At 46.3% G+C, this 26,595-nt stretch carries 21 protein-coding genes; 17 read left to right on the top strand and 4 right to left on the bottom strand.

Annotation, left to right across the window (positions count from 1 at the left end):
* Positions 1 to 131 precede the first annotated feature (131 nt).
* The 7 genes from DWU89_RS18005 (at position 132) to DWU89_RS17975 (ending at position 13,158) form a co-directional block, all read left to right on the top strand.
* Complete coding sequence (locus tag DWU89_RS18005) at positions 132 to 3,356, top strand: SusC/RagA family TonB-linked outer membrane protein (protein ID WP_115501018.1); 3,225 nt, start codon at positions 132 to 134, stop codon at positions 3,354 to 3,356.
* A 12-nt stretch (positions 3,357 to 3,368) separates the two neighbouring features.
* Complete coding sequence (locus tag DWU89_RS18000) at positions 3,369 to 5,390, top strand: RagB/SusD family nutrient uptake outer membrane protein (RefSeq protein WP_115501017.1); 2,022 nt, start codon at positions 3,369 to 3,371, stop codon at positions 5,388 to 5,390.
* Between the two features lie 317 nt (positions 5,391 to 5,707).
* Positions 5,708 to 8,881 (top strand): SusC/RagA family TonB-linked outer membrane protein, encoded by a 3,174-nt coding sequence (locus DWU89_RS17995; protein WP_115501016.1) that lies wholly within the window; start codon positions 5,708 to 5,710, stop codon positions 8,879 to 8,881.
* A 242-nt stretch (positions 8,882 to 9,123) separates the two neighbouring features.
* Entirely contained in the window at positions 9,124 to 11,043 is a 1,920-nt protein-coding gene (locus DWU89_RS17990) for a SusD/RagB family nutrient-binding outer membrane lipoprotein (protein ID WP_115501015.1), read from the top strand.
* Positions 11,044 to 11,167: 124 nt separating this feature from the next.
* Positions 11,168 to 11,443 (top strand): hypothetical protein, encoded by a 276-nt coding sequence (locus DWU89_RS17985; protein WP_115501014.1) that lies wholly within the window; start codon positions 11,168 to 11,170, stop codon positions 11,441 to 11,443.
* An 11-nt stretch (positions 11,444 to 11,454) separates the two neighbouring features.
* Positions 11,455 to 11,835 (top strand): type II toxin-antitoxin system RelE/ParE family toxin, encoded by a 381-nt coding sequence (locus DWU89_RS17980; protein ID WP_115501013.1) that lies wholly within the window; start codon positions 11,455 to 11,457, stop codon positions 11,833 to 11,835.
* Between the two features lie 105 nt (positions 11,836 to 11,940).
* A complete protein-coding gene (locus DWU89_RS17975) occupies positions 11,941 to 13,158 on the top strand; it encodes a radical SAM protein (protein ID WP_115501012.1) in 1,218 nt (405 codons plus the stop codon).
* 108 nt (positions 13,159 to 13,266) lie between these two features.
* Here DWU89_RS17975 and fabD read toward each other — a convergent pair whose 3' ends face one another.
* The gene (fabD, locus tag DWU89_RS17970) at positions 13,267 to 14,148 is read right to left on the bottom strand and encodes an ACP S-malonyltransferase (protein WP_115501011.1); all 882 of its coding nucleotides are present in this window, start codon (positions 14,146 to 14,148) and stop codon (positions 13,267 to 13,269) included.
* Positions 14,149 to 14,288: 140 nt separating this feature from the next.
* Between fabD and DWU89_RS17965 the strand changes: the two genes are divergently transcribed.
* The 4 genes from DWU89_RS17965 to DWU89_RS17950 all read left to right on the top strand — a co-directional run bounded on the left by DWU89_RS17965 (position 14,289) and on the right by DWU89_RS17950 (position 18,705).
* Complete coding sequence (locus tag DWU89_RS17965) at positions 14,289 to 14,483, top strand: Sec-independent protein translocase subunit TatA/TatB (RefSeq protein WP_115501010.1); 195 nt, start codon at positions 14,289 to 14,291, stop codon at positions 14,481 to 14,483.
* Positions 14,484 to 14,486: 3 nt separating this feature from the next.
* A complete protein-coding gene (gene tatC / locus DWU89_RS17960; RefSeq protein ID WP_115501009.1) occupies positions 14,487 to 15,368 on the top strand; it encodes a twin-arginine translocase subunit TatC in 882 nt (293 codons plus the stop codon).
* Between the two features lie 98 nt (positions 15,369 to 15,466).
* Positions 15,467 to 17,683 (top strand): GH92 family glycosyl hydrolase, encoded by a 2,217-nt coding sequence (locus tag DWU89_RS17955; RefSeq protein ID WP_115501008.1) that lies wholly within the window; start codon positions 15,467 to 15,469, stop codon positions 17,681 to 17,683.
* A 14-nt stretch (positions 17,684 to 17,697) separates the two neighbouring features.
* Positions 17,698 to 18,705 carry an isoaspartyl peptidase/L-asparaginase family protein gene (locus DWU89_RS17950; RefSeq protein ID WP_115501007.1) on the top strand — a complete coding sequence of 336 codons (1,008 nt, stop codon included), beginning with the start codon at positions 17,698 to 17,700 and terminating at the stop codon, positions 18,703 to 18,705.
* A 15-nt stretch (positions 18,706 to 18,720) separates the two neighbouring features.
* On the opposite strand, the gene kdsR is transcribed toward DWU89_RS17950, so the two are convergent.
* The 3 genes from kdsR to DWU89_RS20680 all read right to left on the bottom strand — a co-directional run bounded on the left by kdsR (position 18,721) and on the right by DWU89_RS20680 (position 21,759).
* On the bottom strand, positions 18,721 to 19,536 hold the full coding sequence (gene kdsR, locus DWU89_RS17945; protein WP_115501006.1) for a 3-ketodihydrosphingosine reductase: 816 nt from the start codon (positions 19,534 to 19,536) through the stop codon (positions 18,721 to 18,723).
* On the bottom strand, positions 19,529 to 21,340 hold the full coding sequence (locus DWU89_RS17940; protein WP_115501005.1) for a helix-turn-helix domain-containing protein: 1,812 nt from the start codon (positions 21,338 to 21,340) through the stop codon (positions 19,529 to 19,531). The genes kdsR and DWU89_RS17940 overlap by 8 nt, the downstream gene beginning before the upstream one ends.
* Before the next feature lie 125 nt (positions 21,341 to 21,465).
* Positions 21,466 to 21,759: a hypothetical protein gene (locus DWU89_RS20680; protein ID WP_158543404.1), complete on the bottom strand. Its 294-nt coding sequence runs from the start codon at positions 21,757 to 21,759 to the stop codon at positions 21,466 to 21,468.
* Between the two features lie 324 nt (positions 21,760 to 22,083).
* On the opposite strand from DWU89_RS20680, the gene DWU89_RS17925 reads away from it, so the two are divergent.
* The 6 genes from DWU89_RS17925 to DWU89_RS17900 all read left to right on the top strand — a co-directional run bounded on the left by DWU89_RS17925 (position 22,084) and on the right by DWU89_RS17900 (position 26,131).
* On the top strand, positions 22,084 to 22,341 hold the full coding sequence (locus tag DWU89_RS17925) for a hypothetical protein (RefSeq protein WP_115501003.1): 258 nt from the start codon (positions 22,084 to 22,086) through the stop codon (positions 22,339 to 22,341).
* Between the two features lie 147 nt (positions 22,342 to 22,488).
* Positions 22,489 to 23,790 carry a phenylacetate--CoA ligase family protein gene (locus DWU89_RS17920; protein WP_115501002.1) on the top strand — a complete coding sequence of 434 codons (1,302 nt, stop codon included), beginning with the start codon at positions 22,489 to 22,491 and terminating at the stop codon, positions 23,788 to 23,790.
* A gap of 52 nt (positions 23,791 to 23,842) precedes the next feature.
* Positions 23,843 to 24,268: an amino acid-binding protein gene (locus DWU89_RS17915; protein ID WP_115501001.1), complete on the top strand. Its 426-nt coding sequence runs from the start codon at positions 23,843 to 23,845 to the stop codon at positions 24,266 to 24,268.
* Positions 24,269 to 24,334: 66 nt separating this feature from the next.
* On the top strand, positions 24,335 to 25,144 hold the full coding sequence (locus DWU89_RS17910) for an outer membrane protein assembly factor BamD (protein WP_115501000.1): 810 nt from the start codon (positions 24,335 to 24,337) through the stop codon (positions 25,142 to 25,144).
* A 26-nt stretch (positions 25,145 to 25,170) separates the two neighbouring features.
* The gene (locus DWU89_RS17905) at positions 25,171 to 25,503 is read left to right on the top strand and encodes a DNA-directed RNA polymerase subunit omega (protein ID WP_115500999.1); all 333 of its coding nucleotides are present in this window, start codon (positions 25,171 to 25,173) and stop codon (positions 25,501 to 25,503) included.
* A 166-nt stretch (positions 25,504 to 25,669) separates the two neighbouring features.
* Positions 25,670 to 26,131, top strand: a complete 462-nt coding sequence (locus DWU89_RS17900) for a DUF4293 domain-containing protein (protein WP_115500998.1) — start codon at positions 25,670 to 25,672, stop codon at positions 26,129 to 26,131.
* The last annotated feature ends 464 nt before the right edge of the window (positions 26,132 to 26,595 follow it).

Genomic DNA, 26,595 nt, shown 5'->3' with positions numbered 1-26,595 from the left:
CAGAGTTCTTTTAGAACTAATATCATGTTAATCACAAAAACGCGAAAACGTGCAGAACCTGCCTGTTTTATTTCGTTAAAAGGTTATTACAGATATCAGAAGGATTTTTTCAATTTAATAAAACACAAATTATGTTTAAAAGAATCAGACCTATCAGCTTAATCTTACTGGCTGGAGCGTTTTCTTTCCCAAAAGACGCTTGCGCTGAACCGACTACAGTCGGTGAGAGTCTGAACATTTCCCAACAAAGTGGAAAATGTTCAGGTGTTGTAGAAGATGAATTTGGCCCAGTTGCCGGAGCATCAGTAATCGTAAAAGGAACCACTAACGGTATTATGACCGATATGGATGGTAACTTTACTTTGGAAGGGGTGAAAAAGGGTGATATTATCGTGATCTCTTTTATAGGTTACACCACTCAGGAAATTCCATATACCGGGCAGACATCCCTCCAAATCAAATTGGCGGAAGATACCCAGAAATTGGACGAAGTTGTTGTTGTCGGTTTCGGTACGCAGAAGAAAGTGAACTTGACCGGTTCTGTCGGTACTGTTAATTCGGAGGCGCTGGAATCACGTCCTGTGGTGAGTGCAACGCAGGCTTTGCAAGGTATGGTACCGGGTTTGCAGATTTCGTCGTCCAGTGGTAGTTTGGATAAGACAGCAGACATCCAGGTTCGTGGTACGGCAACTATCGGCGAGGGATCAAAAGGTAGCCCGCTGGTATTGATCGATGGCATGGAAGGAGACATTAACTCTATCAACCCGCAGGATATCGAAAACATTTCTGTACTGAAAGATGCTGCTGCTTCTTCTATCTACGGTTCACGTGCTCCTTTCGGGGTAATCCTTATTACGACAAAAAGCGGTAGAACAGGTAAGCCGGTTGTAAACTATAACAATAGCTTCCGTTGGAACGATCCGGTAAAGACTCCGAATCAGATGGATTCTTACACTTTTGCAACGTTCTATAATGATGCAGCTATCAACGCCGGTCAGACTCCGCATTTTACAACTGAGCATTTGCAGCGAATCAAAGATTTCCAGAATGGGACATTGACGGATCCTATCACAGCAAATGGCCAATATTGGGCGGATGGTTATGCTGCCGGTAATGCAAATACAAACTGGTATGATGCTTTGTATCGTAATTGGGCATTTTCTCAGGAACATAACTTGAGCGTTAATGGCGGTACTGAAAAAATCAATTATTATCTGTCAATGAACTTCCTGGATCAAAATGGTTTGATGGTGTTCAATCAGGATAAGTATAAACGTTATACTACGACTGCCAAAATAAACGTGACCTTGACGGAGTGGGCTAAGTTTAATTACAGCAACCGTTTTACTCGCGAGGATTACGGACGTCCTTCGGATTTGACGGATGACTTGTATTACAACCTTGCCCGCCAGGGATGGCCTACTTTGCCATTGTACGACAGTAACGGATATTTATATTCTTCTCCTTCTCCGGCTCTGGGCCTGAGAGATGGTGGTCGTGACAAAACGCAGACTGACAACTTATATCAGCAGGCTTCCTTGATCCTGGAACCGATTAAGAACTGGGTTACACATGTCGATTTCAACTATCGCATCAAATCAGCTAACCGTCATTGGGACAAGCAGCTGACTTATAACCATGATGTGGATGGCAATCCTTATGTTTATAACCAGAGTACGAATGTACATGAAGATTATTTGAAAGAAAACTATATGAATATTAATGCTTATACAGAGTATTCACATAGTTTGGAATCAGGCCATAATTTCAAAGCGATGGTTGGTTTCCAGTGCGAAAGATTAAGCCAGACTAAGTTCGGTTTGCAGAGAAACGGTATTATTGTACCGGGATTGCCGGAAATCGATATTACGACGGGTTTGGACTATCAGGGCAATCCGGTAACTCCTTCCACTAACGGTTCACGTGCACGTTGGAGCACAGCCGGTTTCTTCGGTCGTCTGAATTATGATTATCAGGGTAAATATCTGGCAGAAATAAACTTGCGTTATGATGGTACTTCCCGTTTCCGTGAAGACCAGCGCTGGAACTGGTTCCCTTCTTTCTCTGTCGGTTGGAATGTGGCTCGAGAAGAATTCTGGGGTGATCTGGCGGATTATGTCGGAACATTCAAATTCCGTGGTTCTTATGGTGAATTGGGTAACCAGAATACAACAGAATGGTATCCGACTTATCAATCATTGTCTGTTAAGGCAAGTGATGGTAAATGGTTACAGGGCGGTATTTTGCCGAATGCGGCTTATGTTCCGGCGTTGATCAGTTCTTCTTTAGGCTGGGAACGGGTTCGTAACTGGAATGTCGGTTTGGACTTTGGCGCTCTGAACAACCGTTTGACAGGTTCGTTTGATTACTACCAGCGCAAAACGTTGGATATGATCGGCCCGGCTCCTGAACTCCCTGCTATTTTAGGTCTGGACGTTCCGAAGACAAACAATACCGACTTGAAAACTTATGGTTTTGATTTGAATATCAGCTGGCAAGACCGCTTGAAAAACGGATTGGGCTATGGAGTGACATTTATCCTTTCTGATGCGCAGACTGAAATCACCCGTTATCCGAACCCGACCGGAACATTGGATAAATACAATGCCGGACGCAAGATGGGTGAAATCTGGGGATATGAAACGATCGGCATTGCAAAGTCACAGAGTGAAATGGACGAACATTTGGCTTCTTTGCCTAATGGCGGACAGAATGCGTTGGGTACGAATTGGGCTGCCGGCGATATCATGTATGCCGACCTGAATGGTGACGGAAAGATTGATAACGGCGGTAATAAACTGGATGATCATGGCGACTTGAAGGTTGTCGGTAACGATACTCCTCGCTTCCAGTTCGGTTTGGATCTGAATGCTGACTGGAAAGGCTTCGACTTCCGTGCATTCTTCCAAGGCGTAATGAAACGTGATTATTGGCAGGGCAGTGCTTATTTCTGGGGTGTTGGTAACAGTGGAATCTGGCACTCGACCGGTTTTGTGGAACATGCCGATTATTTCCGTGCAGAACAATCCAACGACCTGGCTGCAAACCTGAACGCTTATTATCCTCGTCCGATCTTTGACTCTGACAAGAACAACAAGAAACAGACGCGCTATTTGCAGAATGCCGCTTATATCCGTTTGAAAAACATTCAGTTGGGTTATACATTGCCGTCTGCTATGACAAATAAGTTCTTTATAAACAAACTGCGTGTGTTCGTTTCAGGTGAAAACTTGTGGACCGGTACATCTTTGGCTAATATGTTTGACCCGGAAACAGTTAGTGGTGGTAAAGATAACAATGGTAATGCTTATCCGTTGTCAAAAACTATTTCTTTTGGTGTAAGTGTAACTTTATAATAACAGGAAACAATGAAACAAATCAATATATTAAAACATGTTGCAGGAGTAGCCCTGCTGGGACTGTTGTGTTCCTGCAATGACTTTTTGGATGAAACTCCCATGTCGACTATCTCTCCCGAAAACTATTTGACGGAAGAATCTCAGTTGGCTTCTTATGCAAACGGCTTGTATACCGATATTCTGCCTTCTCATGGAAACTGGAATTATGGTACGTTCGGTACGGACCAGCACACGGACAACCAGGCTTATATGAATTATGATAATAAGTATATTCCCGGTCAGTGGAAGACTATACAGTCACAAAAGGCTGACGACGATCCATATCGTTTCAAATTCATTTATAGCTGTAACTATTTCCTTGAAAATGTGATGCCGCGTTATAGCCAAAAGCAGATAAGCGGTTCGGATGCCAACATCCGCCATTATATCGGCGAAATATATTTCCTGCGTGCTTACGAGTATTTCAAACGCTATCAGATGTTTGGCGATTTCCCGATTGTCCGGAATACATTGCCGGACCAGATGGAACCGCTGACGGCGGCCAGCAAGCGTTCGCCGCGTAACGAAGTGGCTCGTTTCATCATCTCGGATCTGGACTCTGCGATTGTATTGATGGAATCGAATCCGGATAAGGCTAAAACACGTATTAATAAGGAATCTGCTTTGCTGTTGAAGTCTCGCGTTGCTTTGTTTGAAGGAACCTGGTTGAAGTATTTCAAAAATACGGCATTCGTTCCGAATGGTCCGGGATGGCCGGGAAAAGAAAAAGATTACAATGCCAATTACCAGTACCCGACTGGAGATATTGACAGTGAAATCAATTATTTCCTCACGCTGGCAATGGAGGCTTCTCAGCCTGTGGCAGATGCAACCGTATTGGTCGAAAATACCGGGTTGGTACAACAGGCCGCTACAGAACCGGCTAATCCGTACATGGATATGTTCTCGGCTGTAGATATGTCATCTTATAGTGAAGTGTTGATGTGGCGTCCGTATAGTAAAGGTCTCGGACAGGTGCACTGCGTGGTTGTTGGAGCACAGTTTGGAGACTATGGTGTCGGCGTGACTCGTGGTATGGTTGATGGCTTCCTGATGGCTAACGGTTTGCCTATCTATGCGGCCGGTAGTGGTTACAAAGGTGATGAAACAATTGCCGATGTCCGCAAGGAACGCGACTCCCGTCTGACAATCTTCTTGAAAGAACCGGGGCAGAAGAATATCCTGATCGAAGCAGTGGAAGGTGACCATGCTGTTCCGGTGGAACCTGTTCCCAATATCCTGACGGGTGATGCTGCAAAAGGTTATGCAACAGGTTATGCTTTGCGTAAAGGCGGTAGCTTCGACCAGGCACAATGTGTGAATGGTGAAAACTATACAGGTTCGATCACGTTCCGTGCATCTGAAGCTTTGCTGAATTATATGGAAGCATGTTATGAAAAGAACGGTAATCTGGATGCTAAGGCACAGGGTTATTGGAGAGCTTTGCGTGAACGTGCTCATGTCGATCCGGATTACAATAAGACAATTGCCGCCACTGTCATGAGCGAAGAGGCAAAAAACGATTGGGGTGCCTATTCTGCCGGTCAATTGATTGATCCGACATTATACAATATCCGTCGTGAACGTCGTTGCGAATTGATGGCCGAGGCTTTGCGTTATATGGACTTGTGCCGTTGGAGATCTATGGATCAGATGATCGCTACTCCGTATCATATCGAGGGTATCAAAATCTGGGGCGAAATGCAGAATTGGTATAAAGATGAAACAACAGGTGCAAGTCTGTTGGTTTACGGCATGGACAATCCTAAAGCGAACATTTCATCTCCGGATCTCAGTAAATACTATCGTCCGTATGAAAAGACATCGAACTCGATTGCTAAAGATGGTTACAGATGGGCAATGGCACATTATCTGAAACCGCTGAATATCCAGCATTTCGATATCACAACTTCTGGCGGGGACGTTTCGGCTTCTCCTATTTACCAGAATCCGTACTGGCCGACGGTAGCTAACCAGGGAGCTTTACAATAAGTATTTATTAATAGTTATAAGTCTTTAAGGGCCGCCAACTGTCTCCGTCAAGGAGCCGGTTGGCGGCTATTTAATTTTTTGTAGCCAAATCAAAAAAAAGCTTTTTCGCTTTTTCAGCCTGCTTTTTCGCTTTGTTTGTTCTGACCCTTATAAAACAAATCCGGTCATTGTCCTGGTATTCCTTTCCCGGCATAGCGATCCTTCCTCTGTAAAGTTAAAGACAAAACAACTTCTCTTTTTTTGTGTTAGATATATCAAAAAAGACGTTGGTTTCAGCCAAGACATGTATCAAATAAATTAAACAAAAAACATTAGTTATGTTGAAAAGAATGAAGCCTGTCAGCATGGTTTTGCTTGCGAGTACGTTGTGTTTCTCCGGAAACATATATGCAGCCTCGGGTACAGGCAATCCGATCACTGGCATTTCCCAGCAAAATGGAAAAGTAACGGGAGTCGTTGAGGATGCTTTAGGGCCGGTCGCCGGTGCGTCTGTGATTATAAGAGGAACTACTCACGGGACGATGACCGATATGGATGGTAATTTCACACTGGACGGATTGAAGAACGGAGATGTAATCCAGATATCTTTTATCGGTTACACCACGCAGGATATTCCTTATACCGGACAAGCCTCCCTGACTGTACATCTGGAAGAAGACACGCAGAAATTGGACGAAGTGGTAGTGACCGCTTTAGGTATGAAGCGTGATAAGAAAGCATTGGGCTACGCGATGCAGGAGTTGAAAGGAGACGACCTGTTGGCTTCCCGCGAACCGAACCTTGCCAATTCACTCTCCGGTAAAGTTTCCGGTTTGCAGATCGTCCGTTCCAGTAATGGAGTGGGAGGATCGTCGAAGATCGTGCTCCGCGGTAACAGTTCGTTGACCGGCAGCAATCAGCCGCTGATCGTGGTGGACGGTACGCCGATGGATAATTTTACCGGCGGTGTGGACGATGTCTGGGGTAACTCCGGTGCCGATATGGGTAACGGACTTTCCGATATCAACCCTGAAGACATCGAGTCGATGACTGTCCTGAAAGGTGCTTCGGCTGCCGCTCTCTACGGTTCGAGAGCCGGAAACGGCGTGATCTTGATCACGACTAAATCGGGACGGAAGAATGAGGGGTTAGGCATTACGGTGAACGCCGGAATCACGGCCGAATCTATTTTCCTGAAACCGGAAATGCAGAACAGTTTCGGACAGGGTTCGGTCGGCGTCTACGATAACCAATCCCGTATGAGCTGGGGACCGAAAGCCGAAGGGCAGACGGTGACAGACTGGCGCGGGCTTCAGGTGCCTCTCCGCACGTATGACAATATTGATGCTTTCTTCCGCACCGGAACATCTTTTAATGAAGGCGTCAGCTTCCAGCAGAATATCAACGGGACATCCGTTTTCACGTCTATCAACCGCTCGGACGATGCCGGGATCACACCGGAATCCAAGCTGAACAAGACGAATATCACTTTGCGTGCAACTACTTTCCTCGACAAAGCTGAAAAATGGAAGGTCGACGCCAAAGTGAACTATATCAATATGAATGCCCATAACCGCCCGATCCAGGGTGTGAACCCGTCGAATGCGTTCAGCACGATTTACAACCTGCCGCGCTCCTTGAATGTGGCCGAGTTTAAAGATTGTGTGGACGAAGCGGGTAATATGATCTGGTGGGACGCCTCCCGCAACCCGCAGGAAAACCCGTACTGGGTCACTAAATACCGCCAGAACAACGATACCCGTAACCGTCTGCTGGGCAATGTCTCGTTGAAGTATGCACCGACCAATTGGTTTGATATCGAGCTGCGTGGCGGTACGGATTATTATACGACAACCAAGAACGAGAAAGTCTATGCCGGTGGCAATACGACGCCCCGCGGACTGTATAACGAAGGTTCCGAAACATTTTATGAAAACAATTATAGTTTCCTGGCAACCGCCCGCAAGGATAACCTGCTCAGCCGTCTGGGCGGCTTCGTGACATTCGGTGGCAACCTGATGATGCAGGAGAGGACCAAGATGAATGCGTCGGCAGGCGAATTGCTGGTCCCGGACCTTTTCTCCTTGAACAACGGTATTAATAAACCGACTGTGACATCCGAACTGATCCGCCGGAAGATGAACTCCTTGTACGGTTCGTTACAACTGAACTGGGACGGCTATCTGTTCCTTGACGTGACGGCGCGCAACGACTGGTCGTCTACGATGTCGAAGGCCAACCGCTCTTATTTCTACCCTTCGGTCAGCCTCTCGGGTGTGATCTCGGATATGTTGCCGAAGATCGGTGGAAGCATGCCGGAGTGGTTCACCTTTGCCAAAGTGAGAGCCTCTTATGCAGAGGTCGGTAACGATTTGGACCCTTATCAACTATACAATAATTATACGGTCGGAAAAGACGACAATGGCAATACGACGGCCTCTCCCGGTCAGGTCCTGTTCAACTCCGATGTGCGAAGCGAGCTGATCAAGTCGTGGGAAGCCGGTTTCGACGTTCGGTTTTTCCAGAATCGGTTGGGGCTGGATTTCGCTTGGTATAAGACGAATGCGACCCGCCAATTGCTGAACCTGCCGCTTGACCCGTTTGCCGGTTACAGTTCCCGCAAGGTCAACGCCGGTAACATCCAGAACGAAGGGTTGGAAATATCCTTGAATGGCGACATCTTCCGGAGCGTCAATCCGCAAGGTTTCAGCTGGAACGCCACGGCGCAATTCTCGCTGAACCGTAACAAGATCATCGACCTCTATCCGGGCGTGACACTTTATGACATCAAGACACTGGACGCGATCCAGATTGTAGCTGTGCAGGGAGGTTATTACGGCGATATTTATGGCCAGACATTCCTGCGTGTGACAGACAAGAACGATCCGCACTACGGACAGGTGATCGTCGGGGAAGACGGCTTGCCCCTGATCTCGACCGAGAAGAGCAAAGTCGGTAACCAGAATCCGGACTGGATGCTCGGCCTGACGAACAATTTCTCTTATAAAGGATTCAATCTGAGTTTCCTGATCGACTTCCGTATCGGCGGCGATCTGTATTCGGCAACGGCTTCCAACCTTTATATCCGCGGTAATGCGGCCGGCACAGTGGTGAATGGTGACCGGCAGAACTTCATCGTGCCCAACACGGTTGTTCAGAAAGACGGCAAATATGTGGAAAACACCGTTCCGGTGACGCACCAGAACTATTGGGAACGCATCGGGTCGACCGGTAATTACGGCTTGCCGGAGGTCTTTACTTACGACGCGACTAACATCCGCCTGCGTAACGTCACGCTCGGCTACGATTTCAACCGCGCCATGCTGAAGAAGACTCCGTTCCAACGTCTGCGCCTGTCCGCCACCTGTAACAATGTGTGGATGATCCATTACAAGCTACCGGGTATCGACCCTGAGTCCGTTTCGGCAACCAATACGAATGCAACCGGATTCGAGAATGGGGCGGCCCCGACAAGCCGTTCGTTCACGTTCAACGTGACAGTCGGGTTCTAAAATAACTTTAGAAGTCGTCGGAAACTCCGGAAATCTTCCCGCAACGCGTTTGAAGCTTTCGGGAACTCCGGAAACCTTCTCGCAACGCGTTTGGAGCTTTCCGGGACTCCGGAAACCTTCTCGCAACGCGTTTGGAGCTTTCCGGGACTCCGGAAACCTTCCCGCAACATTTTTGAGGCTTTCCGGAACTCCGGACGGTTGTTTTTGATAGATTTAGTAAACGATAAAAGAAAAAATAGAATATGAATATGAAAAATAAAATATTGGCAGGCATGTTCTCGATGGCGGCCTTGTTTTCTTCCTGTAGCGATTTCCAGGAAATAAATGAAGACCCGAACCAGGTGGGAGAGGAAAAGGTGAAGCCTGAATGGTTCCTGAACGCCTCGATCATCGGCGACCAGATGAATCCGGAGATCGCCGAGCGTATTTTTATCCTGACCTGGAACCGGGCGGCCCGTTTCAACCGGGGAAGCGGTTTCACGATCGGTACGGATAACAATGACTATATCACGCTTTACCTGAGTAATGACTACGCCGTGAAGTGGCTGAACCAGGCGACCAAAGCGATCCAGTTAGGCGAGAAGAAAGTGGCCGACGGCGAGGCGGATCTCTATCCCTATTATAAGAATGTGATCCAGATGGCGCGCATCTGGAGGGCTTATCTGAACTCGGAAGTGGCCGACGGTTTCGGTCCGATTCCGGCATTGGACGCCTTCTCCGGCGTTCCGGCCGAATACGACAGTGTGGAAACCATTTACGGCTTTATTCTGAAGGAACTGAAAGAGGCCGAAGCGGCGCTCGATCCTTCGATCAGTATGTCTCCGATGGCAGCCGAAGATGCTTTTTATGCCGGAGATGTGACGATGTGGAAGAAATATGCCAACTCCCTGCGTATGCGTCTGGCCATGCGTATCGTGAATGCCGATCCGCAGCTGGCCCAGAGCGAGTTTGAAGATGCCGCTTCGAAGGGTTATATCTCTTCCGTCGCAGAGCTGGCCGGTGTGCAAGAGAAGGATGGTTGGAGCGATCTGACGAGTGTCATGTCGCGCACGTGGAATGCACAGGCCATGTCCGTCACCTTTAAAAACCTGGTTGTCGGTCTGGGAGACATCGAATTTCCGTTGCCCGATTCGTTGAAGGCGCATCTGAAAGACCCGCACAGCTATTTAGGCTTGTATTTAGATAAACATTTCCCGTTGACAACGAACGACCCGTGTGCCGGATTTTATTTCGACGGTATTCCGCAGTATGTCGACCCGCGCGCGCCGAAACTGTTCAGTGTTGTCGGCTGGAACGACGGCGTGGTCTATTCCGACTATATAGGAGCAGCCAGCGAGGTGAAACCGGTCTCTCTCTTTGACCCGAACGACAACACGAAGCCGATGCTAACGATCGACCCGCGATATACCTGGGGCACTTGGGTGGCCGGCGAGTGGGACGTGAAAGGCGGTTTGTCTACCGAACTGACCGGAAAGAACTACAACTATCCGTCCTTGTCCAAACAATATCGCATGAGCACCAAGAAACGCGTCTATTTCGGACCTTGGGAGAGCTATTTCCTGCTGGCCGAGGCTGCCGTGCGCGGCTGGAATGTTCCGGGTTCTGCCAAATCGAACTACGAGAACGGCGTGACTTCCAGTTTCGAATACCAGGGCTTGCAGAGTGAAGCCGGGGCTTATTTAGCTTCGACCGCCTATAACCGGATCGGGACTTCCGTCAACTTCGACCATACGACGGAAGCCGTTCCGTACACCGTCAATTATGTCGATCCTTATACAAAGGAAAACAAGACGATGACTTACCGGTATCCGAAGAATTCCATCTATCGCGGCGGCGCCTACAACAACGACGCGATGACAAAGATCTTCACCCAGAAATACATTGCACAGATGCCCTGGCTGCCGGAAGAGGTCTGGAGCGACCACCGTCGTATCGGATTGCCATTCTTCGAGAACCAGGCTGTCGAAAAGGATTACAATCCGCTGAACCAGGTTCCGCTTACTGTCACAACCTCAAAAGAATGCCGTCTGGAATTTTATCCGAAGCGCTATCGCTATCCGGCCAATATCCAGACAAACAATCTGGCGGGCTATAACAAGGCGCTCGAACTGCTGGGCGGCCCCGATGTCGTCGGAACTGCTTTGTGGTGGAGCCAGAAGTAAGAAGCACACACGCTCCATATATATAATGTTGTCAGCGTCACACGTTTTCGGATGTGTGGCGCTGTTTTTTTATTATAAATGTCTATATTTGCCTCATCATCAACAAAACGAAAGGAATAAAACAATGTCCGAACAATCATTAAACCGCCGCCGAGAAGATCTGATCAAACGAATCCGTGAAATAGACGATGAGGATCTGCTGATATCTTTGGAAGATAAAATCTATGATTATCAGGAAGGAAACTCTGCTATGCCGATTCCTGACATCCTTCGTGAGCCCGACACGGTGGAAGGACTTCGCAGCCTGATCGACCAGGTTTTGGAAGAAGACCGGAAAGGTGAAATGCAAGATACTGAAGAGATGTTTGCAGAGTTGGATAAGGAATTTGGATTAGTCTAATCAATCAAGGCATGAGATCAAGAACATCACCACTTGCTAAATCCCAGATAAGGGATTTGCGTAACTATTATCAAATAACATTTGGTACTCAACGTGGTCTTCAGATATATGCCGAAGTAAAAAGGACAATTCGGTTAATAGCTGATTTCCCCGGCTTAGGCCATGTCGAACCTTCCTTAGTCGACTATCCCCAATGTTTCCGAACTTTTGTCCAGCATGCCAACCTTAAAATCCTTTATTGGGTAGAAGACCACATTGTTAAGATCGCCTTGATTTTCGATACCCGCCAGTCTCCGGACAAGTTACGATATATTATAGAACATCACTCCAGTTGGGTTTGTGAAGATGTAGCAGTGCCTTACGAGAAGAAGAAAACCTCTCCCCGGAAATAGTAATAATAGAGTATTTTATCTTAAAGATAGAACTTGTTTCATCTGTTATAATGACAGACCTTTGCGTAGTCACTGTAAATACAATTACATCATATACATAAAGAAATGACTACAAAACGAACAAAAAGTTCTTTCCGGACGATGAGTTCCAAAAGGAAGCTCGAATCCATATTCCTGTTTGTGACAGGGCGGTGCAATGCTAAATGTGCCATGTGTTTTTATGCAGAGGAAATGGATAAAAAGGAGCCGGACTTGACTTTTGATGAGATTAAAAAAATCTCGGAGACAGCCGGCGAGATTAACCGCTTGTGGATTTCCGGCGGTGAGCCGACTTTGCGTGAAGACCTGCCGGAGATAATCGAGATGTTTTACAAGAACAACCAGGTGAAAGACGTCAATATTCCGACCAACGGACTGAAACCGGAACGGATCGTCGAGTGGGTAACCCGCTTGCGTAAGAGCTGCCCCGAAACCAATTTTAACGTCAGCCTTTCGCTCGACGGCTTTGGAAAGACGCATGATATCCAGCGTGGCGTTCCTGGCAATTTCTATAAAGCGCTCTACACCTTGAAGCTGGTGGACGAACACTTCCGCGATGACGGCAAAGTGCTGAAGAATATTGCGACTGTGATCACCAAGTACAATATCGAAGAGATACAAGACTTCATGCTCTGGGTCTTTGCCCGCTTCCACACTTCGACGCATACGATCGAAGCCGCTCGCGGTATGACGCGTGATGACGGGGTGAAGATTCTGACCGAATCATCCCTCAGGAAGATTCAGGACGACGTTGCACACATTTATTCCGGTTATGCCGACCGTATGGTGCAGGAGACAAGTGGTTTCAGAAAGCCGATTACCCGTTTCTTCTACCTCGGTTTCATCCGTACATTATATAATGTCCGTGCCAGCAACATCGACGAACCGACGCCTTGGGGAATGGACTGTACAGCCGGCGAGACAACTTTGGTGATCGACTACGACGGCCGTTTCCGTGCCTGTGAGTTGCGCGAGCCGCTCGGGAATCTAAAAGATTATGGCTGCGACGTCAGTAAAGTGATGCAAAGCGATGCTATGAAACAAGAGATAGAGGCGATCGGACACGGGGCAAAGGCAAATTGCTGGTGTACGCACGGTTGCTGGATCACTTCATCCATCGTTTTCAATCCGAGTAAGATGTTGGGAATGGTCTACAAAGGCTATCGTGAAATGAAGAAGCTGAACCGCCCGATTGTCTTTGATGAGGAAATGCTTCGCGGCATGGAAGAGAAATATGGTCTTGACCGCGAAAAGCTGGATGAACTGCATATCGGCAAGAGTTAAGTGAAAAAGTTTCACTTGTTTTGTTAGGGTGAAACAAAAGTTTCATGCCGATGAAACTTTATTTTCATGGGCAAGAAACTTTTGTTCCCTCGGCATGAAACTAATTGCTTATTGCATGCCTTCTGTTGTCATTTCCTTGTTGATCTTCTTGACCAATCCCTGCAAGACTGCGCCCGGGCCCAGTTCGATGAAATGGTCGGCACCGTCGGCAATCATGTTCTGCACACTCTGTGTCCAGCGAACCGGAGCGGTCAGCTGTGCGATCAGGTTTGCCTTGATTGTTTCAGGGTTAGTTTCGCCTTTTGTACTTACATTCTGGTATACAGGACATGACGGTTCGTGAATCGGAGTCGCTTCGATAGCGGCAGCCAGTTCGGCACGGGCCGGTTCCATCAACGGAGAGTGGAAAGCACCGCCCACTTTCAGTTTCAGTGCGCGCTTTGCACCGGCAGCCAGCATCTTTTCACAAGCCGCTTCGATACCGGGTATTGAACCCGAGATAACAAGCTGGCCCGGACAGTTGTAGTTCGCACATACAACCACTTCGCCTTCAATGCTTGCACAAATTTCTTCTACTTTTTCATCCGGCAATGCCAGTACGGCTGCCATTGTCGAGGGAGTGGCTTCGCAGGCTTTCTGCATTGCCATAGCACGTTTGGACACCAGCACGAGGCCGTCTTCGAAAGACAGGGCACCGGCTGCAACAAGTGCAGAGAACTCTCCTAAGGAGTGTCCGGCCGTCATATCCGGTTTGAACTGGTCACCTAATGTTTTAGCAAGAATGACTGAGTGTAAGAAAATGGCAGGTTGTGTCACTTTTGTCTGACGCAGATCTTCGTCCGTTCCGGCGAACATCAGGTCAGTGATACGGAAACCAAGGATTTCATTAGCTTTCTCAAACATCTCTTTTGCAAGAGGATTGTTATCGTAAAGGTCTTTTCCCATTCCGACAAACTGTGCACCCTGACCGGGAAATACATACGCTTTCATTTTTTCTAATCTTTTTCTAATTTCAGTTTTTTAAGATGGCGCAAAGGTAATAAATTTAGAATAATTGGGGTACTATTCATTACAAATTGTATCTTTGCCCATCGATAAGAAGAATATTAACGACTAATTTATATAATATCATGGATCAATTATTATTTCTTGGAAATTTAGGAACAGGCGAAATTGTTATCATCGCCATTGTTGTGTTGTTGCTTTTCGGTGGAAAGAAAATACCTGAACTGATGAAAGGTATCGGCAAAGGTGTGAAGAACTTTAAAGACGGTGTAAAAGGATTAGAAGACGACATTAAGCTGGACGACACAGAAAAGAAGTAAAAGATGGCAGAATTAGAACAAGAAGAAATGTCCTTCTGGGACCACCTGGAGGCACTTCGTTGGACTTTGTTCCGTTCTTTTTTAGCGCTCTTTGTTTTTGCCATAGTAACCTTTGCCTTTATGCGCGGTCCGGATGGAATATTCCACCGTGTAATAGAAGCTCCTTGCTATTCCGACTTTATCTTTTACAGATGGTTGTGCGACTTGAACCAGTGGTTGGTTAATGTAAGTCCTTGGTTTGACGTATTGCCCGATTTCTGTAACGATAGTTTTCATGTGGATATTTTTAATATCAAGCTGGCTTCTCAGTTTTTCACTCACATGACAACCTCGTTCTGGCTGGCGCTTGTGCTTACTTTCCCCTATCTGATGTGGGAGATATGGAAGTTCATCAGCCCGGCATTGTATGAGAATGAGAAAAAGAATGTCAGATGGGTATTTCTCTTGGGAACGATCATGTTCTTTGTCGGATGTGCGGTCGGATATTTTATGGTATTCCCGATGACATTGCGCTTTTTGGCAACCTACGAGTTGAGTGCAAATATAAAAGAACAGGTATCGCTGGATTCGTATATGGATAATTTCCTGATGCTTATTTTTGTGATGGGAATTGTTTTTGAAATGCCGTTGGTTTCGTGGCTGTTGTCGAAGATCGGTTTGTTGAAGCGGTCGTTCTTCCATAGGTATAGACGACACGCTGTTGTCGGTTTGCTTGTTGCAGCTGCCTTTATTACGCCGAGTAGCGATCCGTTCACGTTGAGCATCGTATTCTTCCCGTTGTATGGGCTGTTCGAACTGAGTGCCCTCTTTGTGAAGAAAGATCCTCCGGAAGAGGAAGATTCGGACGACGAGGATGAAGAAAGTACGGAAATTGCACCGGCCTAAAACTACAGACATTGTAAAATAGTTATAGAAGAGACGCACCGTTTAAAGGTTGCGTCTCTTTTTTTGTATCTTTGCTGGGACTAAAACAAGAATTAAACATGAGGCACATATCCTTATTGGCGGTCTCCTTGCTGGCTCTGGCAGCCTGCACGCCGGAAAAACAACAGGAGACGGAAGATTATACGCAATATGTAAACCCTTTGATCGGGACGGATTTTACCGGTAATACTTATCCCGGGGCGCAAGTCCCTTTCGGGATGGTCCAGCTGAGCCCGGACAATGGTTTGCCCGGCTGGGACCGTATTTCGGGGTATTTCTATCCCGATACGACAATTGCCGGTTTCAGCCATACACATCTCTCCGGAACGGGTGCAGGCGACTTGTATGATATCTCTTTCATGCCGGTGACACGTCCGTATAAAGAAGCTCCCGCACCGTTAGGAATCTATTCGACCTTTTCCCATAATGACGAAGCCGCTTCGGCCGGCTATTACCGTGTCTTGCTGAAAGACTATAATATCAATGTCGAACTGACGGCTACCGAGCGTTGCGGCATCCAGCGTTACACATTCCCGAAAGCGGAGGCTTCCGTCTTTCTGAACCTGAAAAAGGCGATGAACTGGGACTTTACGCTGGATTCGCGTATCGAGGTGATCGACTCGATGACGGTTCGCGGCTATCGCTTCTCGCAAGGCTGGTCTCCACTTCAGCATGTTTATTTCGAGACTCGCTTCTCCAAGCCTTTCACGGCCTGCCATATCGATACAACTTCCATCGCGACGAAAGACCGGGGTTGGATCGGCACAGCTTATATCGCCCGTTTCGACTTTAATACGGAGAAAGATGAGGAAATCCTCGTTACGACAGGAATATCCGGCGTCAGCATGGAAGGAGCAGGTAAGAACCTGCGTGCAGAAGCCCCGAAAGACGATTTCGACTACTATCAGGCAAAGGCGGCCGGTGAATGGAACAAGCAGCTGGCTAAAATAGAGGTAAAGAGTTCTAATACGGACGACATGGTGAAGTTCTACACCGCACTCTATCATTCCATGATCGCCCCGACAATCTATAGCGACGTGGACGGTTCCTACTATGGCCCGGATCAGCAGATCCACAAGGCGGACGGATGGACGAACTATTCGACCTTCTCGCTGTGGGACACTTATCGCGCCGCTCATCCGCTCTTCACCTACACCGAACCCGAACGGGCAAACGATATGGTCAAAGGTTTCCTGAAATTCTATGAACAGGGTGGCGCGTTGCCGCTGTGGAACCTGTATGGCTGGGAGACTAATATGATGATTGGTTATCACGCCGTTCCCGTCATAGTGGATGCTTACCTGAAAGGCATCGGAAACTTTGACCCCGAAAAGGCGCTCGAAGCCTGTATCGCGACGGCTAACCGGGATGATTACCGGGGAATCGGCGAGTATAAGAAGCTGGGATATGTCCCGGCTTACAGCGATCCGAAGAAATGGGAAAGTTGGTCCCTGTCCAAGACGCTGGAATACGCCTATGATGATTATTGCATCGCCACGATGGCCGAGAAGATGGGTAAGACGGAGATTGCCGACGAGTTCTATAAACGTGCCCGGAACTACCGGAATGTCTATAATCCGGCAACCTCCTTTATGCAGCCGCGTGACGAGAAAGGCAATTTCGTTGCTGGCTTCAATCCCGACGATTATACGGAAGATATCTGTGAAAGCAACGGCTGGCAATATTTCTGGTCTGTTCCCCAAGACCTGGACGGCCTGATCGGCCTTGTCGGAAGCAAGGAACGCTTTGCGGAAAAGTTGGACAGCATGTTCACCTATGTCCCTAAATCAAACGAAGACCTGCCGATCTTCAGTACCGGCATGATCGGGCAATATGCGCACGGCAACGAACCGAGCCATCATGTGATTTATTTATACAATAAGGTCGGACAGCCCTGGAAGACCCAGAAATATGTGGCGGAAGTACTGCACGATCTGTATCGGAATGCTCCCGACGGTATCTGCGGTAACGAAGATTGCGGGCAGATGTCGGCCTGGTTCGTGTTCAGCGCCATGGGCTTCTATCCGGTCGATCCGATAAGCGGCAAATATGAGATCGGAACCCCGTTGTTCCCGGAAGTGAAGATGCATCTGGCAAACGGAAAAGCCTTTACGATCCTGGCACCGGCAGTAAGTCCCGAGAATATTTATATCCAATCTGTTAAACTGAACGGTCAGCCGTACGACAAGAGCTACATCACCCATGAACAGATCATGAACGGCGACACGTTAGAGTTTGAGATGGGTAATCAGCCGGGTCCGGTTTGGTACAAGTAATATCCGTAATTGCCATGAAAAAGAAACTAATCTTATTTAGTCTTGTATGCTCCTGTGTCGCACTCTCTGCTTTTGCACAGGAGCGTGAATATGTGATTGTCGTACATGGAGGCGCCGGGAATATGGGTGACCTCCAGGACGATCCAGAAAGGTCTGTTCAGTATTACGCCGCATTGGATTCGGCCCTGATGATCGGCGACCGTATTTTAGCCTCCGGTGGCGAAGGCCCGCAGGCGGTGATGGCTGTGATTAACTATTTTGAAAGCAATCCCTTGTTCAATGCCGGAAAAGGGGCGACGTGTACCGCTGACGGGACGTTCGAACTGGATGCATCCATTATGGAAGGCAAAGATCTTTCGGCCGGTGCTGTCGCCGGTGTGAAAACAGTCAAGCACCCCATTAATGCAGCCTATGCCGTAAAGACAAAGACTGACCATGTGATGTTGAGCGGGAGCGGGGCTGACGCTTTCGCTAAAGAGCAAGGGCTGGAACTGGTTGACAATATGTATTTCGCCACTCCCAAGACATTGGGCTGGATTGAAAAGCTGAAACAGGAAAGCAAAAAGAACGGCACTGTCGGTTGCGTCGTCCTGGATAAGAACGGTAATCTGACAGCCGGAACCAGTACAGGCGGCATGTTTAAGAAGAAATGGGGACGTATCGGCGATTCTCCGGTGATCGGCGCCGGCACGTATGCGGACAACAATAGCTGTGCCGTTTCCTGCACCGGACATGGCGAGTACTTTATCCGGCATGCAGTCGCGTTTAATGTTTGTGCCCGTTATAAGTATTTGCAGGAACCGGTGGAAAAGGCTGCCGGCTATATTATCAATACCGAACTGAATACGAATGAAGGCAACGGCGGTCTGATCGCAGTCGATAAGGATGGCAATATAGCCATGCCGTTCAACAGTACGGGAATGTTTCGCGGCTATTTATACAAACTGAAAGGGACGGATAAAGTAGAAAAGGAAGTCGGAATAGGAGATAAGATGGTTCGCTATGGCTCCGCAAAGCCATAGCGATCAGTCGCTTTCTCACTTGATCTTATAAAAGAACCGGATAACGGCATGCACCAGCTTATCCGGTAAAAATCCTTTCACTCTGGCAAATAACACCTGATCGAACGGACCGACCTTTGTCCGGAATGCCGGACGTTTGGCCTTTACCAACTTGCAAATGACTTGTCCCAACTTTTCCGGATGGGAGCCGTTGTTCTCCGCATCCTCTATGATCCCCATCGAACGGGCAAATGTCTCTTTATAATCCGGATGTTCCTGCGTGGCCGAAGATATATTCCGGTTGGCAGTGAAATTGGTATTGAAATCACCCGGTTCGACGAGGCATACCTGAATGCCGAACGGATGGACTTCTACGGCTAATGCTTCGCTATATCCTTCGACTGCGAATTTCGAGGCGGAATAAAACCCCTGGAAAGGAACAGCGATAACGCCTCCAATGGAACTGATGTTGATGATTTTTCCTTTTCCCGCTTTGCGCATATAAGGCAATACCGCACTGCAAACCCGCGTTACTCCGGTAAAGTTCGTATTCATCTGCCAGGCTATTTCTTCGTCCGTCGCCAGTTCTATGGCGCCGCTTATCCCGACTCCGGCATTGTTGACCACCACGTCGATGCGGCCTTGTTCGGAAATGATCCGTGCGATTGCTTCATGTATGGAGGCAGCGTCGATAACATCCATTTTGATCATCCGGACTCCTTCGGGGATGCCGGTCGTTTCTTTCCGGCTTGTCCCGTACACGATATGCCCTTGTTGCGCCAATAGGGAAGCCGTTATTTTACCAAAACCGGAGGATGCGCCGGTAACTAATATGATTTGTTTGTCAGTCATTCGTTTCCGTATTATCCAATACAATCTGGCGGTATTCAGTCGGTGTCATTCCGTATCTTTCGCGGAAAAGACGGTAGAATGTCCGGACATTGTTGAAGCCAGAGTCGGCTGCTACCGCCGGAATTGTATAGTTCGTATAATCCTTAAGCAATAGGATGGAGTATTCCAGTCGCATATTGTTGATATAACCGTTGAAGTTCGTTCCCGTAAACGTCTGGATCAGAGATGCGATCCTGTTCTTGTTAATGTGCGTACGTTTGATAAGCGAATCCCTTGACAATTCGGGGTCCAGGAATAGACGTTCTTTTGTCAGGATACGATCCAGCTCTTCAAACATTGCTTTATCTTCTGCAGTATAGGTTGCCGGCACATTGCTTTCCGGGATATCTCCGGAAGTTTCAGCTTCTTCTTTTGGGGATTCCGTCTCGATGGGCTGTGTGAGCTTGCGTATTTCTTCTTTTGCAAGATTTAATTCGTCTTTGTAGGAGAGAAGCGAGTCTATCTGCGTGACCATAAGGCGGTTTTTGCGGCGAGCCATTTTCAGGTTCCGCCAGATCAGCCAGAGGATGACTCCCAATAACAAGATCGTTCCTCCTGCTGTAGCCGAAAGTATCCGGTGAGCATGAAGTTTTGCATCCTGTTTCTGTATCTCTTTTTCTTTTTCCTGCGTGTCGTAGATGGTAGCCATTTCAAGCGCATTGCTTCTTTGCTTCCGCAGGTTCAGGCTGTCGGTTTGTTCCAACGCCTTTTCTGTATAGAAAAGCGCCTTTTCCGGTTGTTTTAATTGCTTATAGGCTTCTGCCAGGTTCAGGAAAGCCGATAGCCGGACCGAATTGATGCTGTCGCCATCCTTTAGAAAGCTGGCATAAGGGATCGCCTGCTCGATCACCTTCTGATAATTCTTTTTGATTTGGTAATACCTGATCTTTAACCCCTGGGCAATAAAAGCATCGTGTGCCGGGTTGTCCAATAGTTTGTCGAACCATTGTTGCCCGTTGGCCGTATCACCGGACTCCGCATAGAGGCAGGCAATATTGCCGTATGCCATGCAATATTCTCTATTCAACGCATTTAAAGGAATCTTCCAGGGATATGGCCCGTCTTTTATGGGTTCCAGCTTTGTTATGGTCTCATATTGCTTCAATGCCGACCGGATAGCGGCGTCAAGATTGCCGTCTTCAGCCTGCCAGTGGGAAAGATCGCTGTAATATTTGGCTTGCGTCTGAAAACTGATCGCTGTAACTTGCTTCTCCGTTTGCAGCGAATCGATTCTTTGCTGAATCAGTTCGATTGCCTTGTTCAATAAGGTGTAGGCTTCCCCTTTGTCACCCGTAGCTCTGTATATTCTTGCCATAACCCAAAAAGGCTGATGCTTATTGCTGCTACTGGCTCCTTTTTTCTCGATTTGCTGTACCATCTCCTCTGCGTAATGCATCGCCTGTTCATAATCCTCCAAATAGATCATGCTTTCGATCATGTTTACACACATATTGAAGTAGAATTGCGGATTGTTACGGACAGAGTCGTTTGCCAATGTCCGTTTAGCCATCTCGATGGCCATCCGGTCCTGTCCTTTTTTTCCATAAATCTGAGTGATAACCCAATCGATCTGGTATTCCGGCGCTTTCTTCTGTTGCCGGACGAGTTCGACGATCCTCAATGCTTTGTCGGGATCGGTTTCTGCAGTATAGCGAGCTAGTTTGATATCGATAAGGCTGTCAGGAATTGATTCTTGTGCCGATAAACCGGAGAAACTCCGGATAATTCCAAACAGTATACAGGTTATAATCTTTAAATACTTCATGATAGAACTTTATACTGCTTACAAATATATGGCAAAATTATTATATAGTAGGGTCCGTGTCTTCCTTTTTTATTGCCTTATCGATATATTCAACTAGTTTTCTGTTTTTAAATCCGATTGTATATTTATATTTCATCACCAATAAAAATATGATATCGATCAATATAAGGATAATGATGACGGTGAAAAGTATCACGCCGGGACTGACGCCGATTACTTTCATGCCATTTATATCCGTATATATATGCAAAAAAGATATCATATTGTTTATTTCTTAATTCGTATTGTGCTTTATATTGCTTGGACGGGGAAATTGTATAATCTTCACATCCTTCTTTCCTTTGTATGAAACTGACTTTTTTAAATCCGGTGATTGCTGGTATTGTTTCTGCATATTTTCCATTAAAATTATTTCGCATGCATCCAATACTTTTTTAATGGTCTCTGTTTCCAAAGATGTTTTGTCAGCAATAGCCTGGATCATCTGTTTTTTATTCATGTTGTAAATTCTTAGAGGTTTCAAACGATATGCAAAGAAATAGAGGTTCCTGTTGAGATGCAAGTGTTTTTGGCCACTACTTGTCTCATTTTGTCACGAAGTTGTGACAAATTGTCCCGGCAGGTCTGTTTGATCGTTTTTTTATGCATTTCGGGACTATTTGTCATAGGTGAAAAACTTTTTGTCACACTATTTTGTTCTAAAAACGTTTCATTTGTATTGCATATAAAAAAATGAGAATTTTATGAATACACATTATTCGTCATCGGGACAGATACTGATGTCACCCGAATCATATTTGACTGTTCCTGCGAAAACAGGAGTCGATGTTGAAATTTGGGTGTATAGCCAAACCGGGCGTTTGATTTCTCATGTAATGGGAAAAAGCTTGTCAGAAAAGTATGTCTGCCTGTGTAAAAATAAAAGCAGGACGGATGTAGCATCGATTGCTGTCGTCAACATAGAAGATGTAAGCTATGTTTATAAAATTAAAAGAGCCTGAGTTATTCAGGCTCTTTTTCGTTGAAAAGGCAGTTCCACAGATAAGAAGTGCATAAAAGGAAGGGCAAAACGAGGTTTCTTTCCAAAAAAGTTATTACTTTGCAACTGATTTAGACTACTAACAATTAAAAGATAACAAACTAATACCATGATTTGGAACGAAACGATCGAGTGTATGGACCGCGAAGAAATGCGGAAACTACAGAGTATCCGCTTGCGGCGGGTTGTTGAACACGCATACCACAATTCCCCTTTTTATCGTAAGAAAATGCAAGAAATGGGGATTACTCCGGATGATATCCATTCTATAGATGATATAGTGAAGCTTCCGTTTACTGTTAAACAGGACTTGCGGGACAACTATCCTTTCGGACTGATGGCCGTGCCGATGTCCGAGATCGTACGTTTACACGCCTCTTCCGGCACGACCGGCAAACCGATCGTTGTGGGATATACCCGGAAAGACTTGTCTATCTGGTCCGAGGCCGTAGCACGTTGTCTGACCGCGTACGGTCTGACAAAGAATGATTCCGTTCAGGTTTCGTACGGTTACGGCTTGTTTACCGGAGGTTTAGGTGCGCATGCCGGTGTGGAAAATATCGGAGGAACCGTGATTCCGATGAGTAGCGGTAATACACAGAAACAGATTCAACTGATGCACGACTTCGGGGCGAAAGGATTGGCTTGTACGCCTTCTTACGCCTTGTATCTGGCTGAAACGATCCATTCATCGGGTATTCCCTTGGAAGAATTTAAATTGCGCGTCGGAGCTTTCGGAGCCGAACCCTGGACGGAAAATATGCGGAAGGAATTGGAAGAAAAGCTGAATATTAAGGCCTATGATATTTATGGCTTGACCGAAATCTGTGGCCCGGGCGTAGGAGGTGAGTGCGAATGCCAGAACGGTACGCACCTGTGGGAAGACCATTTCTTCCCGGAAATCGTAGATCCGGTCACACTGCAACCTGTTGAACCGGGAGAGCAGGGGGAATTGGTGTTCACGACGTTGACAAAAGAAGGTATGCCGATGATCCGCTATCGCACGCGTGACCTGACGCATCTGATCTATGAAAAGTGCGAATGCGGCCGTACGGCAGTGCGTATGGGACGTATCCTCGGACGTAGCGATGATATGCTGATTATCCGTGGTGTGAACGTATTCCCGTCGCAGGTCGAATCCGTGATCCTTGAAATGCCGGAGTTCGAACCGCATTACCTGATCGTGGTGGACCGCGTGAACAATACGGATACATTCCAGATACAGGTGGAAGTACGCCAGGAATATTATTCGGACGAGATGAACAAGATGATCGCCTTGAAGAAGAAAATCGCGAACCGCATGCAAAGTGTGATCGGTTTGCAACCCGATATAAAAATTGTCGAGCCGCGCAGTATCGAGCGTAGCATGGGCAAAGCCAAACACGTGGTCGATAATCGCAAACTCGAATAATTTGACGATTTCTTAGTTCTTAATTATTAATTCTTAATTAAATAGAAGTGCTATGTTAATTAAACAGTTATCTATCTTTTTGGAGAATAAGAAAGGCCGTTTTACGGAAGTGGCAAAGATATTAGGCGAAGCCGGTGTGAACATGTCAGCCTTCACGGTTGCCGAAAATTCGGATTTCGGCATTCTGCGTTTGATTGTGTCGGATACGGATACGGCTATCAAGGTTTTGCGTGAACGTTTGTATGCGGTAAGCATAGCGGATGTTGTCTGCCTGCATTGCCCCAACCAACCGGGTGCATTGGCTAAAGCAATGGATATCATTACTTCAGCCGGTATTTTCATCGAATATATGTATGCTTTTTCACAAGGGGAAGCGGCCAATGTGATCATTCGTCCGGACAATGTGGAGAAGTGCGCAGAGATTCTAAAAGCCAATAAACTGGAGCTGATTGCAGCCAGTGACTTATATAAGTTGTAAATATTAACGTTAAGCGCTTCGTTTATTTGTCAGAAAACTTTAACTTTGCGCGCTAAAAGTATGTGAATGAAAAAGGTTGTATTTTTATTGATGATGATTACAGTATTCTTATCTTCCTGCGGGGAGTATAATAAGATACTGAAAAGTACAGACTACGAACTGAAATATTCGTATGCAAAGAAGTACTTCAATGCAAAACAATATTCGAAGTCTGCCACTTTACTGGATGAATTGGTCCCCATATTCAAGGGTACAGCTAATGCCGAAGAATCGTTGTATTTGCTGGCACAAAGCTATTACGGCCAAAAGGACTATCAGACCGCTTCGCAGTACTTTAATACCTATTATACGACTTATCCGAAAGGCGAGTACACAGAGCTGTCGCGCTACTACTCCGGATATGGATTGTATCTGGATTCGCCGGACCCTCGTCTGGACCAGACACAGACGTATGAAGCTATTAATCAGTTGCAGTTGTATTTGGAGTATTATCCGCAAAGCGAACGGGCCAAGGAAGCCCAGAACATTATGTTTGAATTGCAGGAAAAACTCGCATACAAGGAATTATTGGCAGTCCGGTTGTATTTCAACCTGGGAACCTACATGGGAAACAACTATCTTTCATGTGTGATCACTGCGCAGAACGCACTAAAGAACTATCCCTATTCAAAATACAGGGAAGAGTTCATGTTCTATACCATTCGTTCCAAATACGAATTGGCCATAGTGAGTGTGGAAGAAAAGTTGCAGGGCCGTTACCGTGAAGTTGTGGATGAATACTACAACTACATGAACGAATATCCCGAAGGCAAGTACGTAAAACAGGTTCAGAAGTTCTACGACTATGCCAGCAAACGAATAACAGAAACGTATTAACGAAACAACTAATCAATAAAGTAAGTATGGATTACAGAAAGACTAACGCTCCGTCGAATACAGTTACCCGCGACATGATGAAGCTGTCGGCAGACACGGGCAATGTGTATGAAACTGTTGCAATCATTGGTAAACGTGCTAATCAGATTGCTGTTGAAATGAAACAGGATCTGGAAAAGAAACTTCAGGAGTTTGCATCTTATAATGATAATCTCGAAGAAGTTTTTGAAAACAGAGAACAGATCGAGATTTCACGTTACTATGAAAAGCTCCCGAAACCAAATCTGATCGCAGCTAAGGAGTATGAAGACGGGAAAGTATATTACAAGAACCCGGCGAAAGAAAAGAACAACCTTTAATAATTGAAAATTGAAAATTGAGAATTGACAATTAGATGTTTTGGTTTTCTTTTTTCAGGTATAAGGAGCAATTGTGTATAACAAACGGGGTTTAGCCGGTTTGGTTTTTGCAATTGCTCTTTTTAATTCTCAGTTTTCAGTTTGCAATTCTCAATTTATATAAATTATGCTACAGCGAATACAAACCGTATATTTACTCATAATAGTGGCACTGACGGTTGCCATTTTGTTTTTACCCCTTGCTGTCCTGCAAGCGGGCGACCAGTTTTTTACTTTTGATGCGACAGGTATCAGTACGATGGCTGCCCAGCCGGAACTCGTGTATCCGACATGGGGCTTGTTTGCGCTGGTTGTCGTGATCTCTTTGCTGGCGCTTTTGACAATCTTCCTGTTTAAGAAAAGACTCCTTCAGATACGTCTTTGCATATTTAATGCGATTTTAATGTTGGGCTTTTATGGCCTGTTTGCATTCTTTTGTTGGAATCTGAAAGGCCAGACAGAGATTTTCTCATTGAGCTTGAAGATTGCACTCTCTTTCCCGCTGATCAGCCTGATTCTGGATTATTTAGCTATCCGCAATATCGGGGCGGACGAAGCTCTGGTTCGTTCCCTGGATCGTTTGAGATAATAAATATCTGATATTATGTAAGAAGAAGAGGATGTTTCATCACTGAGACATCCTCTTTTTTTGGCCTAAATCTGATAGCCTAAAGACTATATTTACCTCTATTAGCATTTTGATAAATCTTAGCATACCTGTCGTCAAGTCCTTTGCAGGACAGGATTCCGGGTTTTATGGGAGAAAGGCGGCGTTCTTGTTTTGGGAGGAGCCTGCTACCCATTATTAGCTTGTCTTCAATGCAAAGATACTCGGACACCTTGATTTTTATGTTTGATATCGTCTAAGATTGTTCAAAAATCATATTTTTTATTATATTTGCTACATGAAAAAGCTGCTTGCCATATTATTAGGTCTCATCTTATGTATATTTTCTACACAAGCAGTTTCTCCAAGTTATTATTTTAGATTTTCATCGGTTTGACTTAACCAATTGAGGAATAAACTTTTAGCGAATTATTTGAGAAGTAGTG

The sequence above is a fragment of the Parabacteroides acidifaciens genome (assembly GCF_003363715.1).
Taxonomy (GTDB): domain Bacteria; phylum Bacteroidota; class Bacteroidia; order Bacteroidales; family Tannerellaceae; genus Parabacteroides; species Parabacteroides acidifaciens.
This window is presented reverse-complemented; position numbering and strand designations above follow the sequence as displayed.